This is a genomic window from Streptomyces sp. NPDC050549, from assembly GCF_040655035.1.
Lineage (GTDB): Bacteria > Actinomycetota > Actinomycetes > Streptomycetales > Streptomycetaceae > Streptomyces.
In genome coordinates, this window is record NZ_JBFAJD010000001.1 from 435,745 (window position 1) to 451,039 (window position 15,295).

The 15,295-nt window shown below is 69.3% G+C and carries 15 protein-coding genes; 7 read left to right on the forward strand and 8 right to left on the reverse strand.

Going from position 1 to position 15,295, the window contains the following annotated elements:
• Positions 1–53: 53 nt before the first annotated feature.
• Complete coding sequence (locus AB0I51_RS01950) at positions 54–1,250, forward strand: sialidase family protein (RefSeq protein WP_362970379.1); 1,197 nt, start codon at positions 54–56, stop codon at positions 1,248–1,250.
• Positions 1,251–1,289: 39 nt separating this feature from the next.
• Here AB0I51_RS01950 and AB0I51_RS01955 read toward each other — a convergent pair whose 3' ends face one another.
• The 5 genes from AB0I51_RS01955 to AB0I51_RS01975 are packed head-to-tail and all read right to left on the reverse strand — an operon-like array spanning position 1,290 to position 7,850.
• On the reverse strand, positions 1,290–2,225 hold the full coding sequence (locus AB0I51_RS01955) for a dihydrodipicolinate synthase family protein (RefSeq protein ID WP_362970381.1): 936 nt from the start codon (positions 2,223–2,225) through the stop codon (positions 1,290–1,292).
• Complete coding sequence (locus AB0I51_RS01960; RefSeq protein ID WP_362970383.1) at positions 2,222–3,244, reverse strand: ABC transporter ATP-binding protein; 1,023 nt, start codon at positions 3,242–3,244, stop codon at positions 2,222–2,224. The genes AB0I51_RS01955 and AB0I51_RS01960 overlap by 4 nt, the downstream gene beginning before the upstream one ends.
• A complete protein-coding gene (locus AB0I51_RS01965; protein ID WP_362970385.1) occupies positions 3,241–5,238 on the reverse strand; it encodes a dipeptide/oligopeptide/nickel ABC transporter permease/ATP-binding protein in 1,998 nt (665 codons plus the stop codon). Before AB0I51_RS01965 ends, AB0I51_RS01960 begins: the two co-directional genes overlap by 4 nt.
• Positions 5,238–6,197 carry an ABC transporter permease gene (locus tag AB0I51_RS01970; protein WP_362970387.1) on the reverse strand — a complete coding sequence of 320 codons (960 nt, stop codon included), beginning with the start codon at positions 6,195–6,197 and terminating at the stop codon, positions 5,238–5,240. Before AB0I51_RS01970 ends, AB0I51_RS01965 begins: the two co-directional genes overlap by 1 nt.
• An 18-nt stretch (positions 6,198–6,215) precedes the next feature.
• Entirely contained in the window at positions 6,216–7,850 is a 1,635-nt protein-coding gene (locus AB0I51_RS01975) for an ABC transporter substrate-binding protein (RefSeq protein WP_362970389.1), read from the reverse strand.
• Positions 7,851–8,051: 201 nt separating this feature from the next.
• Between AB0I51_RS01975 and AB0I51_RS01980 the strand changes: the two genes are divergently transcribed.
• The 3 genes from AB0I51_RS01980 (at position 8,052) to AB0I51_RS01990 (ending at position 9,635) form a co-directional block, all read left to right on the forward strand.
• Complete coding sequence (locus tag AB0I51_RS01980; RefSeq protein ID WP_362970391.1) at positions 8,052–8,765, forward strand: FadR/GntR family transcriptional regulator; 714 nt, start codon at positions 8,052–8,054, stop codon at positions 8,763–8,765.
• Positions 8,766–9,020: 255 nt separating this feature from the next.
• A complete protein-coding gene (locus AB0I51_RS01985) occupies positions 9,021–9,143 on the forward strand; it encodes a hypothetical protein (RefSeq protein ID WP_362970393.1) in 123 nt (40 codons plus the stop codon).
• Between the two features lie 39 nt (positions 9,144–9,182).
• The gene (locus AB0I51_RS01990; protein ID WP_362970395.1) at positions 9,183–9,635 is read left to right on the forward strand and encodes a protein-tyrosine phosphatase family protein; all 453 of its coding nucleotides are present in this window, start codon (positions 9,183–9,185) and stop codon (positions 9,633–9,635) included.
• On the opposite strand, the gene AB0I51_RS01995 is transcribed toward AB0I51_RS01990, so the two are convergent.
• Positions 9,554–9,874 (reverse strand): methyltransferase domain-containing protein, encoded by a 321-nt coding sequence (locus AB0I51_RS01995; RefSeq protein WP_362970397.1) that lies wholly within the window; start codon positions 9,872–9,874, stop codon positions 9,554–9,556. The two genes, AB0I51_RS01990 and AB0I51_RS01995, sit on opposite strands and share 82 nt — an antisense overlap.
• Positions 9,855–10,772 (reverse strand): class A beta-lactamase, encoded by a 918-nt coding sequence (bla, locus tag AB0I51_RS02000; RefSeq protein WP_362970399.1) that lies wholly within the window; start codon positions 10,770–10,772, stop codon positions 9,855–9,857. The genes AB0I51_RS01995 and bla overlap by 20 nt, the downstream gene beginning before the upstream one ends.
• A 147-nt stretch (positions 10,773–10,919) precedes the next feature.
• Here bla and AB0I51_RS02005 point away from each other — a divergent pair, with 147 nt between their 5' ends.
• Entirely contained in the window at positions 10,920–12,086 is a 1,167-nt protein-coding gene (locus AB0I51_RS02005) for an abortive phage infection protein (RefSeq protein ID WP_362970401.1), read from the forward strand.
• Here AB0I51_RS02005 and AB0I51_RS02010 read toward each other — a convergent pair.
• Complete coding sequence (locus tag AB0I51_RS02010; RefSeq protein WP_362970403.1) at positions 12,032–12,508, reverse strand: GNAT family N-acetyltransferase; 477 nt, start codon at positions 12,506–12,508, stop codon at positions 12,032–12,034. The two genes, AB0I51_RS02005 and AB0I51_RS02010, sit on opposite strands and share 55 nt — an antisense overlap.
• A gap of 185 nt (positions 12,509–12,693) precedes the next feature.
• Between AB0I51_RS02010 and AB0I51_RS02015 the strand changes: the two genes are divergently transcribed.
• Positions 12,694–13,431: an SCO2525 family SAM-dependent methyltransferase gene (locus tag AB0I51_RS02015; RefSeq protein WP_362970405.1), complete on the forward strand. Its 738-nt coding sequence runs from the start codon at positions 12,694–12,696 to the stop codon at positions 13,429–13,431.
• 20 nt (positions 13,432–13,451) lie between these two features.
• Positions 13,452–15,293, forward strand: a complete 1,842-nt coding sequence (locus AB0I51_RS02020; protein ID WP_362970407.1) for an SCO2524 family protein — start codon at positions 13,452–13,454, stop codon at positions 15,291–15,293.
• The last annotated feature ends 2 nt before the right edge of the window (positions 15,294–15,295 follow it).

The following is a 15,295-nucleotide window of genomic DNA, read 5'->3' on the forward strand; positions in this document are numbered from 1 at the left end:
GGACAGACAGGTCGGCGTCGTTCCGCGAGGGGCGACCTCCGTGAGGGAGAGCGATGACCATCCTGAGCCGCACGCTTCTCGTCGCAGCAGTACTGGCCGCCCCCATCACCCTCGCCGGCCACGCGTCCGCGCGCTCCGGCTGCACGTCCTCCGTGCCCTACGTCTCCGGAGACGGCGGCTACGACACCTACCGCATCCCCGCGACCGTCACCACCGGCCGGGGCACCGTCCTGGCCTTCGCCGAAGGGCGGCACAACGACGCGGGCGACACCGGCAACATCGACGTCGTCCTACGGCGCTCCACGGACGGCGGCTGCACCTGGGGCCCGCTGTCCGTGGTGGCCGCCGGCGACGGGGACACCCGGGGCAACCCGGCCCCCGTGATCGACCCCCGCACCGGCGCGATCGTGCTGGTCACCTCCTGCAACAGCGGGACCGTGACCGAGGGCCAGATCATGCGCGGCGAGGTCACGGCCGAGCAGAGCCGCCGGGTGTTCGTGCAGCGGAGCTGGGACGACGGGCGCACCTTTACGCTTCCGCGGGACATCACGGGGGAGGTGAAGCCGCCGGGCTGGCGCTGGTACGCGACGGGGCCCGGGCACGCGGTCGCGCTGACGCGGGGTGCGCATGCGGGGCGCCTGGTGATCCCCGCGAACCACTCCGCCGCACCGCCCGCCGGGTCGAGTGACACCGGGCAGGAGGCGAAGTACTACGGCGGTCATGATCTGTACAGCGACGACGGGGGCGAGACGTGGCGGCTGGGATTCGTCGACTCCACCTACAACGGCGTCGACAACGCGAACGAGTCGTCCGCGGCCGAACTCCCAGACGGGCGGCTGTACTTCAGCTCACGGGACCAGCTGGGCACGAGCACGGGCAATCGGCTCGACACCTACTCCGGTGACGGGGGCGAGACGCTCGACCGGCCGTACGCCGTACAGCACACGCTGGACGATGTGTCGGTGGTGGAGGGGAGCGTGCTCCAACTGCCCGGCGCCGGTGGGGCGTTGCTGTTCTCGGCGCCTTCCGTGCCCAACGTCCGCCAGGGTATGGCGATTTGGCGGAGCGGGGACGGTGGACGGAGCTTCACGAAGGCGGTCGTGCTGTCGGGGCGGCGGGCGGGGTACTCCGATCTGGTGCGGGTGGGGGCGGACGTGGTGGGGGTGCTGTACGAGACCGGGGTGACGGGGACGTACGACACGATCGAGTTCCGGCGGGTGGGGGTGGGGGAGCTGCCGGCTGAAAGGTGAACCCTTCAGCCGACCGAGACGGGTGGGTGGGAAATGTGGTTACAGCAACCCCGCCGCCGCCAGGAACTTCCCGACCTGCCCCACCTCGTCCGCCGACAGTGCCACTTGCGGCTCCGCGGTCGCCGCGCACTCGACCACACCCCGCAGCTGCAGGGCCGCCTTGAACGCCCCGAGGGCCGACGAGCTGCCTCCCATCCGCGCCGGGTCACCCACACCCACCAGCCCGAACAACCCGCACAGCCGCTCCTGTTCGGCCCGCGCCCGCTCCCAGTCCCCGGCCCGGCACAGCGCGTCGAGACGGACATACCCGTGCGGGTCGACGTTCGCGAGCCCCGGCACCGCCCCGTCCGCCCCCAACGCCAGCGCCGAGTCGACGAAGAGCTCGGAACCGGTCAGCACGCTGAACCCCGAGATGTCGGGATGGACACGCGCGCCGGTCACGACCGTACGGAAGCCGCCGAGGTCACCGCTGGAGTCCTTGAGGCCGGCCAGAACACCTTCGGCGGCGAGTTCGAGGACGAGGTCGGCGGGCAGCTTGGTGTGGACGGAGGCCGGAAGGTCGTAGGCCACCACGGGGACCGGCGACGCGGCGGCGATCAGGCGGTAGTGGCGGGCGATCTCCGCCGGGTGGGTGCGCGTATAGAACGGCGCGGTCACCACCACCGCCTCCGCGCCGGCGTCCACCACCGCGGCCACATGGTCGAGAACCCGCGGCGTGGTCATGTCGATCGCCCCGGCCAGCACCGGGAGTTGGCCTCCCACATGAGCCACGACCGCCTCGACGACGTCCCTGCGCTGCCGGTCCGTCAGATACGCCGCCTCCGAGGTCGAGCCGAGCAGGAACAGCCCGTGCACCCCGGCCCCGACCAGATGGTCGACGAGCCTGAGCAGTGAACGGACGTCCACCTCGCGGTCCGGTGTCATGGGCGTGCAGACGGGCGGTACGACACCGGTGAGCGGGGCGGGGAAGGTCATGAAGGCTCCATGGGGCGGCTTTGGCGAACGAGGTCGCGGGTGGTCAGGTCCTCCTCCACAGGATGGTGGCAGCGGTAGCGATGTCCCGGCGTCGACGCGGCTGAAAAGTCCGGCATCGCGGACGCGCACACCTCGTCCGCCTTCCAGCAGCGGGTACGGAACGGGCACCCGCTCGGCGGTCGCGTCGCCGACGGCACCGGACCGATCAGCGGGATGGGGTCGATGGGGTGCAACAGGCCCGGCGTCGCAGAGAAGAGCGCCCGGGTGTACGGGTGCCTCGCCCGGTCGGTGACCTGGTCGGCCGGGGTCTCCTCGACGATCCGGCCCAGGTACATGGTGATCACGCGGTCGCTCATCCGCCGTACCGTCTGGATGTCGTGGGACACGAACACCAGGGCCAGGCCCAGCCGTTCCTTCAGGTCCAACAAGAGATTCAGGATCTGCGCGCGGACCGAGACGTCCAGTGCGCTCGTCGGCTCGTCCGCCACCACCAGGTCGGGGTCCAGCGCCAACGCCCGTGCGATCGCCACTCGTTGGCGCTGGCCGCCGGAGAGCTGTCCGGGGAGGCCGTCCGCGAGCGCGCGCGGGAGGCCGACCAGCGACATCAACTCCCTTACCCGTTCCTCCCGTTGGCTCCGGTCGCCGCGGCCGTGCACATCCAGCGGGTCCCGCAGTGTCCGGCGGATCGTCAGACGGCGGTTCAGCGCTGTCGACGGGTCCTGAAAGATCATGCCGATGCCGGTGCCCACGGCGGCCCGGCGTTCGCCGTCCGGCATCGACCACAGGTCGCGGCCCCGGAACGACACCGTGCCGGACGTCGGCCGCTGTACGCCCACCAGCACCTTCGCCAGCGTGGACTTGCCGCAGCCGGACTCGCCGACCACGCCGACCGTCTCGCCGGGCGCGATGGTGAGACCGGCGCCGGTCAGGGCGTAGACCCGGTCGCGGGTGAACACGCCGCCGCTGCGCGCCTTGTGGACGACATGGGCGTCCGACAGTTCGACCAGGGCGCCGCTCATGACACCGTCTCGCTCTCCGTCGTCACCAGGTCGATCGCCGGGTGGTGGCAGGCCGCCGTGTGCGTGCGTGGGCCGACCAGGTCCGGCGCGGTCGTACGGCAGATGTCGCTCGCCAGCGGGCAGCGGTCGGCGAAGCGGCAGCCGGCCGGGAAGCCGGCGGGTGAGGGGACGACCCCTTTGATCTGGGTCATCCGCTCGGCCGCCGACTCCAACGACAGCACGCTGCCGAGCAGGCCGCGCGTGTAGTGGTGGGCCGGTGACTCCACCAGGTCGGCGGTCACGCCCGTCTCCACGATCTGTCCGCCGTACATCACCACCACCCGGTCGGTGACGTCGGCGATCAGCGCGAGGTCGTGCGAGACGAGGACGAGGGCGAAGCCCAACTCCTCGCGCAGGCGCAGCAGTAGCTCTATGACCTGCGCCTGCACGGTGACGTCGAGGGCGGTGGTGGGTTCGTCGGCGACGATCAGCTTGGGGTCGCGGGACAACGCCACGGCGATCAGGACGCGTTGGCGCTGGCCGCCGGAGAGTTCGTGCGGATAGCTGCGCAGGGTGCGGTCCGGGTCGAGGCCGACCATCGTCAGCAACTCACCCGCACCGCGGTGACCTCCGCGCCTTATCACTTGCTTGAGTTGGGCGCGGATCGTCATCGCGGGATTCAACGACGACAGCGCGTCCTGGTACACCATCGCCATCTCGTGGCCGAGCAGTTTGCGGCGCACCCGCATCGGCTCGCCCACCAACTGCCGCTGGTTGAACCGGACATGGCCGCGCACCCTCGCGCCCTTCGGTTCCAGGCCCATCACCGCGAGCGCCGTCAGCGACTTGCCGCAGCCCGACTCGCCCACCAGGCCCAGGACTTCACCCGCCCGTACCTCGAAGCTGATGCCGTCGACGATGTCCACACCGTGATGGCGGCCATCGAAGCCGATGGCCAGGTTCTCCACCGCCAGGACCGGTTGACCGTCGGGGTCGGGCAACGGCCGTGCACGGGACCGGAGTCGTAGCGCCGCCTCCGTCAGGCCGGGAAGCGGGAGTACCTCGCCGGTACCCGGCTGCGGGGCGTCGAGCGGGTCCTCGTCGGGTCGCACGTCCACCTCCCGCGCGGCCGGGGCCGCCCACGCGTCGGAGACGCCCTCGGACAGTATGTTCAGCGACAGAACCGTGATCAGCATCAACAGGCCGGGGAAGACCGTCGCCCACCAACCCCCGGTCAGCACCATGTTCTTGCCGTCCGCGATGACACTGCCCCACGACGGGTCCGGGGGCCGTACGCCCGCGCCGATGAAGGACAGCGACGCCTCGAAGACGATCGCCTCGGCGACCTGCACGGTGCAGAACACCAGGATCGGGGCGGCGCAGTTGACGGCCACGTGCTTGACGACGATGTGCGGGGTGCGGGCGCCGATCACCCGTTCGGCGGTGACGTAGTCCTCGCCGTACTGGTCAAGTACGTTGGCCCGTACGACCCTTGCCACCGGCGGGGTGAACAGGAACGCGATCGCGCAGATCAGTACGGTGATCCCGCCGCCGAACACCGCGACCAGGACGGCCGCGAGCGCGATGCCGGGGAACGCCATCACCACGTCCAGACAGCGCATCAGCGTCTCGTCGACGCCCTTGCGGGCGGTCGCGGCGATCGCGCCGATCAGCGCGCCGACGACAAGGGCCAGCGCGGTCGCCCCGAGCCCGATCGCGAGGGACCATCGGGCGCCGTACATCAGCCTGCTGAGGATGTCCCGGCCCAGGCTGTCCTGGCCCATCCAGTGCGCGGCGGAGGGGTGCCCGGTGCCGTCGACGGGAAGCTGCTGGTCGAGCGGGTCGTCCGGCGCGAGGAGCGGCGCGAACAGGGCCACCAGCACCACGACTGCCAGGAAGCACACCGCGACCTTCGACGGCAGGGGGAGTCGGCGCCGGCCGCGCAGCCTGATGCCGGGCCGGGACAGGGTCTCGGCGAGGCCCTCGCGGGAGAACCGGGGGAACTGAGTGAACATCAGGAGGCATCCCTCAGGCGCGGGTTGACCAGCAGATAGAGGATGTCGATGACCAGATTCACGACGACGAACCCGGTCGCCGTCGTGAGCACCACGCCCTGGACGACGGCCGGGTCGCCGTTCTGCACGGCGTCGATCATCAGCTTGCCCATCCCGGGGAGGGAGAAGATCGTCTCGATGACGACCGCACCGCCGAGCAGGTATCCGACGCGCAGGCCCAGCACGGTCAGTGGGTTCATGAGCGCGTTGCGGAGCACGTTCCGGCCGACCACGACCCTCGGTGGCAGTCCGCTGCCGATCGCGGTCCTGACGTAGTCCTTGTCCAGCTCCTCGACCACCGACGTCCGCACGATGCGCGTGAGCTGGGCCGCCACCGGCAGGGAGAGGGCGAGGGCCGGGAGGGCCATCGTCTTCAGCCAGCCGGTGAGGGAGTCCGCCGGGTTGATGTAGCCGCCGGTCGGGAACCAGCCCCGGTCCACGGCCAGGTACTGGATCATCAGCAGCGCCAGCCAGAAGCCGGGCGCGGCGACCCCGGTGAGCGACACGATCCGGATGATCTGGTCGGGCAGCCGGTCCCGGTAGATGGCCGCCGTCACCCCGCCGAGCAGCGCCAGCACCACCGCGATCGCCAGCCCCAGGAAGGTGAGTTGGAGGGTGAGCGGCAGCGCGGTGGTGACCTGCTGGACGACCGGCGCCCGGGTCAGCGCGCTGGTGCCCAGGTCGCCGTGGAGGAGGGCGCCCACGAAATGGACGTAGCGGAGCGGGAGGGGGTCCAGGAGTCCGTTCCGCTCGCGGAAGTCGTGCAGTTGCCGCGGGGTCGGGTTGGCGCCCTGGAAGAACGCGGACGCCGGGTCGACGTCCGAGAAGCGCATCACCACGAACACGAACAGCACGATGCCGAGCATCAGCGGCACGAGCAGGACGATACGGCGGGACAGAATCCTGACGACGGTGACCATGGTCCAACTCCTGGACTGCTAGACCCACTTGGCCTGGAGGACGTTTATGCCGGGGTAGGGCTGTGCCCTTATCCCCGCCAGCTTCTTGGGGTCCCAGGCGGTCATCAGTTCGTTGTGGACGACCGGGTAGAGCACGGCCTGTTCGGCAACGATGTCGATGTAGTCCTGGATCATCGTCTTCTTCTTCGCCGCGTCCGGCTCCCGCGTCGCCCGGTCCATGTCCTTGAAGAGCTGTTTGGCGACGGAGTTCCCGGCCCAACGGGCGTAGCCCATCCAGAGGTTCTGCGGGCCGTAGTTGTAGTGCATGATCAGGTCGGCGTCGAGGCCGAACTGGTTGGGGTTCGAGGCGGCGGCCACGATCTGGTAGTCCTGCTTCTGGTCCATCTTGGTGAAGACGGCCGTGGTCTCCTGCGGGGAGAGGGTGGTCTGCACGCCGATCGCGTCCCAGGACGCCTTGATGGTGGGCAGGCAGTCGACGATCCAACTCACGTTCACCGACATGAGGTTGACGCTCAGTCCACTGACCCCGGCATCCTTCAGCAGTGCTTTCGCCTTGTCGGGGTCGTAGTCGTAGACCGTCTTCGCCCGCCGGTAGGCCGGGTTGCCCTCGTTGAGGAAGGACGAGGACGGCTTTCCGTGTCCGCGCAGGGCGAGTTGGACCATCTTGCCGGTGTCGATGGCGTAGTGGAGCGCCTGGCGCACCCGTACGTCGTCGAAGGGCCTGTGCCGGGTGTTGAACATCAGGAACAGGTTGTTCATCCCGGCCCCGCCCGCGACCGTCAGCCCGCCGCTCCGCAGCCGCTGGATGTTGGCGTAGGGGATGTTGTCGGCGATCTGCGCGCCCGCGCTGGACCCGGAGATCTTGGCGACGCGGGGTGCCGCGTCGACGATCGTCAGCCAGTTCATCGTCTTGAAGGCGGGCGGGCGCGGGCCGTTGTAGCCGGTGAACGCGGCGAAGGTGGTGTTGGACTTCGGGTGGTGCGCGGTCTGCCGGTACGGTCCCGAGCCGACCGCCTTGCCCTTGATCGCGTCGTCAAAGGCGCCCGGCTTCGAGAAGATGTGCTTCGGCATGATCTTCGCGAGGGTGAGGCGTGAAATCCCTTCGGGGAAGGGGAACTTGAGGACCAGCTCGACGTTCCGCGCGTCGATCTTCCGTACCTCTTTCAGCCAACTGACGAAGAAGCCCTGGGCGAGGGTCGTCGTCTTCGGGTCGAGGATGCGGTCGTAGACGAACACGACGTCGTCGGCGGTGACCGGCTGCCCGTCGTGGAACGTGGCACCCGCGCGCAGCGTGAACGTCCACGAGGTGCCGCTCGTGTCCTTCGGCACGGCGGTCGCCAGCGCCGGGTAGGGCGCGCGGGTGATCGGGTCGGTGTCGATCAGCCCTTCGTAGATGTGGTTGTTGCCGGCCATCGCGAACGCGGACGCGGTCTGCGTCGGGTCCCAGCTGCCGTCGTTGCCGTAGCCGATCACCGCGGTCAGGGTCCGGTTCCTGCCGGTGCCCCCGCCGCCGGTGTCGTTCGTCGACTGCGGCCCCGACGAACAGGCCGTCAGGGACGAGGAGATCGCCGCCGCCGCGCCCAGCGCGCCGGAGTACTTCAGGAACGCCCGGCGGTGCAGCGCGGGCACGTTCTGGGTCACGTCTTCGCGCACGGTTCCTCCAGGAGGTACGACGTCCTACGTCCTGCGGTCAGCGCGACCATAGGAGCGCCCGTGGGGGCGGTCAAGGCATCACACACGAATGGCGTAGCCGCCAGAGGTCGGACCAATGGCAGTTTGAAATGGCGTGAGTTGACGACTTTTCAGGTCCGGCCGAGCGGGGACATGGGACGTGGGACCTCCGATGCGCGTACCATGCGGCGCATGTCCGGGGAGCCGAGGAACACTCGGATACAGCGCGAGGTCGTCCAGCTGATCCTGGACCGCAAGCTTCAGCCCGGTGCTCCGCTGCCCACCGAGGCCGAGCTGATGGAGGACCTCGGGATCAGCAGAAACTCCGTCCGCGAGGCCCTCAAGGCGCTCCAGGCCCTCGACATCGTGGAGATCCGGCACGGCTACGGCACCTACGTCGGCCGGGCCTCGCTGACCCCGCTCGCCGACGGCCTCACCTTCCGCACCCTCACCCGGCACGAGGACGACGCGGACGCGCTGGCCGAGATCCTCCAGGTGCGCGAGGTGCTGGAGGAAGGTCTGATTCATCGGGTCTCCGCCATCCTCACCGAACCGGAGCTGGACCGCCTGGAAGCGGTGGTGAACCGGATGGAGGAGGCGGGCCGTGCCGGTCGGCCCTTCCCCGAACTCGACCGCGAGTTCCACGAATTGCTCTACGCCTCGCTCGGCAACGAACTCGTCCCGCAGCTCCTCGGCGCCTTCTGGACGGTGTTCCACCGGGTCGCCGGAGCCCGCGGCTGGACCGACGATCCGACCCCCGGCGTCACGGTCCGCCGCCATAGCGACATCGTGACCGCGCTGCGCGCCCGCGATGTCGAGGGCGCGCAGCGCGCGATGGCGGACCACTTCCGCGGCATCGAGGCGCGCGCGGCGCAGGAGTCGCGGGGAGTGGGCTGACGGTCAGTCGGTCCCTGAACTGTGCAGATGATCAGGTCCTCGACGGTCGCCGCGTTCTGCGAGTAGCAGGTGTGGGCGCGCTCGGACTCTCGGTGCGGGTGTCCTTCACCAACTGCTCGCAGCGCTCCTGCGCGGCGGAGATGCCGACCGCCGGGCCCCCGGGCGGCCGACCTGCCCGAACGCTGGTTCACCCGGCACGAGCACGAGCACGAACGCGGCGAGCCGACACCCTCCCGCCCGGACTCCGTGCACGGCGTGGAGGCGCTGATCGCGACCCGCGACGCCTGCGGACTCGACCCCGAGGAGGCGCGGGACGTGATGCGATGGGCGGCGAGCGCACTGCTGGAGAAGGCGGTACGCCAGGCACCGGACGCGTGAGGGACGAGACGAGTGGCAGGCGGGCGAAGGGTGAGTGGGATGACAGAGGCGTGGGGCGAGCGGGACCCGGGAGTCCTACGGCTGCCGTCCGGCCGCCTGGTCCGGGGCCGCGGCCTGCGCCGGCCGCTCCCGGCCGACGGCCCGGTCCCGACGTACGGCGTCTATCTGCTCGGCAAGCCGCCGCCCGAAGTCCCTTGGCAGGCGCGGTGGTTGCGCTGGCCGGACTTCCGGCTGCCCGCCGACCGCGCCGAGGCGCACACGGTCCTCACCGAGGTCTGGCACCGGTCGCTCACCGAGCGCGTCGAACTCGCCTGCCACGGCGGCCGGGGCCGCACCGGCACCGCACTCGCCTGCCTGGCGGTCCTCGACGGGGTACCGCCCGGGGAGGCGGTCTCCTACGTCCGCGCCCACTACGACCGGCACGCGGTGGAGACCCCGTGGCAGCGGCGGTACGTACTGCGGTTCGGGGCGCCGGCGGGCCCGGAAGCGTAGACCGCCGCGAAACGGAAGCTCGGTCGACCGTCGCTGCCCGCGAAGGTGCCGCCCGGGCGCGACACATGGAACACCTCGGCGAAGATCCGGTCCTGGTGTGCGGCGGTGGGCACGTGGTGCAACATCGTGAAGCGGACGACGGAGTCGAACGCCCCGTCGGCCAACGGCAGTTCGGCGCCGTCCGCGTGCAGCTCGGTGGCCCGGTCGCCCCTTCCCGCGTCAGCCGACGGCCGCTGCAACCAACTCGGCCGTCTCGGCGACCAGTTGGTTGTCGTACGGTGCGTCGGGCAGCGTCGGCTTCGTCGTCAGGACCGCGAGGACGACCGGGTCACCGGCCTCCGTCCAGGCGATGCCGACGTCGTTGGCGGTGCCGTAGTCGCCGCTGCCCGTCTTGTCGGCGATCGTCCAGGTCGCGGGGAGCCCGGCGCGGAAACGGGCGGCGCTCGTCGTGTTGTTGAGCAGCCAGGCGGTGAGCCGGTCGCGGTCGGGACGGCGCAGGGCGTCGCCGAGGACGAGCCTGCCGTACAGGCCGGCGATCGCGCGTGGGCTGGTGGTGTCGGTGACCCGGTCCGGCTCGGCCGAGTTGAGTTCGGTCTCCCAGCGGTCGAGGCGGGTGACCTGGTCGCCGAGGGAGCGGGCGAAGCGGGTGATCGCGGTGGGGCCGCCGAGTTCGCGCAGGAGGAGATTGCCGGCGCCGTTGTCGCTGTAGCGGATCGCCACGTCGGCGAGCTGCTCGACCGTCATGCCGTCGGCGAGGTGCGCCCGCGTCCGGTCCGAACCGTCGACGAGATCGGCCTCCGTGTAGTGCACGACCCGGTAGAGGACCTCGCCGTGCCGGTCCAGATCGCGCAGGACGGCCGCGGCGGCGAGGGTCTTGAACACCGAGCACATCGGGAAGAGTTCGTCGGCACGGTGCACGACGGTCTTCCGCGTACCGAGGTGGTGAGCGAACACGCCTACGCGGGCGGTGTGTTGCTCTTCGAGGGCGGTCAGACGCGCGGAGACGCCGGTGTCGGTGGACGCCTGCGTGGGGGTGGCGCCGGTGAGGAGGGCCGCGGTGGTGACGGCGCCGGCGGTGAGGAGAGTACGGCGGTTGGTCGTAGCGGGCCTGGAGGACTGTTCGGAGCCTGAGATCACGCTCTCCTTTGTTCGGTCGGCGTCGACGGTCGGTCGGTTTCCGTCGACGATCTCTCCATTGACCGACGCGAGGGCTCATACCTTGGTTGCCTCGCCGTAGACCATCGGTCGATGCCGGGCCGGAGCCGGGCTCGGCACAGTGGGTGCATGGCGAACACCACGGGGATCAACAGGAAGCAGTTCCTGGCAGGGGCGCTGGCCCTCGGGACGGCGGGCGCGTTGCTGCCGTCCGGGCAGGCGACGGCGAAGGAGCAGACGGCGGCGAGCGGCCGACGCGGGCTGCGTCGCCACGGCGTCGTCTACACCGTCGGCGAGGGCGGTACCCCCGCCACCGCCTGGAGCCCGCGCCGGATGCGGGCCGACCTCCGCGCCGTCCGCGACGAGTTGCACGCCGACACGGTCGAGGTCACCGGTGACGGCGTCGAGCGCCTCACCGCCACCGCCGCCCGGGCCGCCGAACTCGGCCTGCACATCTGGCTCCAGCCCACCCTCGCCGACGTCCCGGAGCGGGACATCCTCGAACACCTCGCGGAGACCGGCCGGTTCGCGGAACACCTGCGCCGGCAGGGCGCGAGCGTCGACTTCAGCGTCGGCTGCGAGTTCTGGCTGTTCGTACCCGGGATAGTGCCGGGCGCGACGGTCCTGGACCGCGTCGAGAACCTCCTGAACGGCGCCTTCGACCCGGTCAGGATGCAGCGCAAGCTCGACGCCTTTACCAAGAAGGCGGCGGTGCTGGGCCGTTCGGTCTTCCACGGCAACCTCAGCTACGCCGCCGCCCAGGACGACGAGGTCGACTGGAACCTGTTCGACGTCGTGGGCATCGATTACTACTCGTACTTCCGCCAACCCTCCTCCTACATAAGGGAGTTGCGCCGCTACCAGCGCTGGGGGAAGCCCGTCGCCATCACCGAGTTCGGCACCTGCGCGTACAAGGGCGCCGAGAAGACGGCAGGCATGGGCTGGAACGTCGTGGACCACACCAAGAACCCGGAGGAGATCAAGGGCCACCTGGTCCGCAGCGAACACACCCAAGCTGCCTATGCGGCCGCCCTGTTGGAGGTCTTCGAGTCGATGGACCTCTACGGCGCGATGGCCTTCGAGTTCGTCACCCCGGACGCCCCGCACCGCGCCCACGATCCCCGCCACGACCTCGACATGGCGAGCTACGCCCTCACCAGGACCATTGAGGACCGCCCGTTCGACCCGACGTCACCGTGGCACTGGGAACCGAAGGAGGCGTTTCGGGCGGTGGGGCGGCACTACGGTCGCAGGGTGAGGGTCATGAGGAAGCGATGCTCGTCCGGCCCGAAGTAGTCCCGCTGCACGCCTTCCTCGGAGGAGAACCCGAGCGAGCGGTACAGCATGACCGCCGCGGCGTTCGTCGGATCCACCGTGAGACGCACCTGGTGGACACGCTCCGCGCGCAGTCGGCGCAGGGCCTCGACCAGCAGGCGCCGACCCAGCCCGTGGCCCTGCTGATGGGGCGTGACGGCGAGGCTCATGATCCAACTCACGTACCCGTCCGAGGTGTTCACGAACAGGATGTAGCCGAGCAGCTCCTCGCCGTCGTCCAGGACGAGGATGCGGTCGCCGTGGATGTCGTAGAGCTGGCGGAGCACGAAGACGGGGTACGGCTCCTTCGGGAACGCCTCCGCGTCGAGGCTGACGAGTGCGGGAAGGTCGTTCTCGACGGCGGACCGGATACACAGCGGCTTCCGGTCGGGATTGAGCGGCATCCGACCAGGATTTCCCGTCGCGCCAGGGCTGTTCAAGGGTCTGGGGCAATGCCTGGGAGCGTGTTGCCACCATGCGCTCTTTATGCATCGGTGCCAGTCGCATGGCGGGAGAAAGGGGGTCCCGTGGATCGATGATGTTGATACGGTGGGGCATGCCTTCTGGATCACTGGAAGACCTTCCGCAGTTGAACGCGGACGTACCCTGGGACGAATTCAACCCAGCGGACTACATCAGTCACAACTACCGCAGCGTGTTCCCTGCCGATGCGAAGATCATCGCCATCGTCCGCGATCATTTCAGTGATCATTTCCGTCGGTTTCCGGGGCGCCGGGTCCGGGGCATCGATGTGGGTGCCGGAGCGAATCTCTATCCGGCCCTGGCGATGCTGCCCTGGTGCGAGGAGATCACCCTGCTCGACTGGTCGAAGCGGAATGTGGGCTACCTTCGCGAGCAGTTGGACTCCTATGACAAGAACTGGGATGCTTTCTGGCAGAGTTTGTGCCAGCACGACGGATATGCCGGTTATCCACATGATCCGCGAGAAATGTTCAAGCGGATCGTCCGGGTCGAGCAGGGAGATCTCTTCCATCTGGCCGGACAGGAGGGGCGCTGGAATCTCGGCACCATGTTCTTCGTCGCCGAATCCATCTCCACCTCCGAAACCGAGTTCGAGCAGGCGATCACGTGCTTCTTTCACCAGCTTGAGCCCGGGGCGCCGTTCGCCGCCGCTTTCATGGAGGCGTCCGAGGGGTATGAAGTGGGTGGCTTGCATTTCCCCGCGTACAACGTGCGGAGAAGGCAGATTCGCCGCGTCCTCAGGAGGCACGCCAGGGGGCTGCGGACGACCTCGGTGGGGAAGCAGGCCAAGGTGCGCGACGGCTACAAATCGATGATTGTGGCCCGCGGATACCGGCGTACATAGATTTCCTGAGGGGGCAAAGGATGGAGATCAAGCCACGCCAGCATCTGCTGGACATCTGGCAGGCGGTCGCCCGGCACTCCTTTGACAACGGGGAGTGGGTGTGGGGCACACCGGGCGGAGAAAGCAGTATCGCCGACGCGGAGCGCCTGCTCTGTCTGCTGTATCCGGCGACCGAGCTGTCCTTGTTCCGGCTGGACGACCCCGACACCACGCAGAGCGACGTCCAGCAGGTGTTGAAGCGGGCGGGTGGACGGCTGGAGATTCCGGCCGTCCTCGTCACGGCGGCCGCCGAGTTCATGCGCACGCATACCGACGGCAAGAGGCCCACGTTCGCGGGCGGTCACTCCTTCCGGCCCCGGGACAAAGAGAGGGACCTCACCGAGGAGCAGCGCCGACTTGACGTCCTGGACTCGTTCTCCCTGTCCATCACCCTCTGTCTGGCCCTGCTCGGCTTCCTCAAGGTCTACGAGTCCAAGACCCGTCGTGGCGAGGTGCAGGAGACGATCAGAGAACTGAGGACCGCGACCAGTAACCGGCTCACCGCCGCCATGGTGGGCCTGCTGCGTTCCTTCACGGTCACCGTCTACGACCCCGACTCCGCCCAGGGCCGGACCCTCTGTGAACTCCTCGGCCAGGGGCAGTTGTCGCAGCGTCAGACGCTGGCGAGGTTCCAGCGGCGGTTCCGGCCGCTGCGCGCCACCATCGTCGACAGCTTCGTCCTCGGCGTCGACGTTCAGGAGGCCCTCTATGACGAGAACCAACTCTTCGAGTGCGGCTGGGCCTGGAGCCTGGTACGGGACGCCCCCGAGGTGGATACCAACGAAGCCATCGGGCCGCAACCCGCCGGCGTCGCCAACCCGGTCCCGTACCTTTATTTCACCGTGGTCGCGCTCGACGGCATCGAGGACCTGTTCTCGGACCGCACCTTGACCCTCGGGCTGCTCAACGCCGAACAGCAGAGGCTGGCCGAGGCGTTGCGACTGCGCTGGGAGATCACCCAGCAGTACTGGTCGGGCATCGCCCGCTTCGACCGCGACCGGTGGCCGCTGGAGGACATCCCCTGGCGTACGACTGGACAGCGGCTGGAGTCCGAGTACTTCTCCCTCTCTGTCGCGGCCATCCTCGTGCACGACCTGCTGCGCCGCCGGGCCACCGACGACGACCTGACCCGCACGGTACGCGTCATGGAGCGCCTCGCCGAACGCGGCCGCATCACCAGTCGTATGACCCACGACGACCCCATGGTCCAGTTGCACAACCCCGGCGTCACCCTGCCACTGCAGGGCGGCGGCACCATCGGTCCGGCCATGGACTGGACGATGAACGACTTCTCGACACAACTCCTCAAGCGCACAGTCCAGTTGTGCACGCTCTCCCGCAACCTCTCCGCGCACGACCGACTGCTCAGGCTGGCCGAGGACATCTTCGGCCATGTGTGGCGGCGCCGCATCTCGGACGGTGAGGGCGTCGGTCTGTGGGACAACGTGCATGCCGTCTACCCGGAGACCGCCCTCACCGGTGGACAGGTTTCCTGGACCATCACCGAGCGGGTCACCGAAGCGGTGGTGAAAGCGCACAAGATGTACTGGCAGCCGCCGCTCCGCAGCGCCGAACTGACCGGACTGGCAAGGGCGTTGATCAGCGAGGCCACCCACCTCTTCGGCATCGAACTGATGACACCCGCACCCACCCCTGACGGACAGCGCGGAACACAACTCAGGCGCATCGAGGTCACGTTGCGCCGCGCCCGCGCCCTGGTGGACCAACAGCCGGGCACCGCCTACGCGTTGACGCTCGACCTGCTGGTCCGGCTCGACGAACTCACCCGGGCCCGCGAAGCCGCCACGATCCAGGGAGCGTGAAC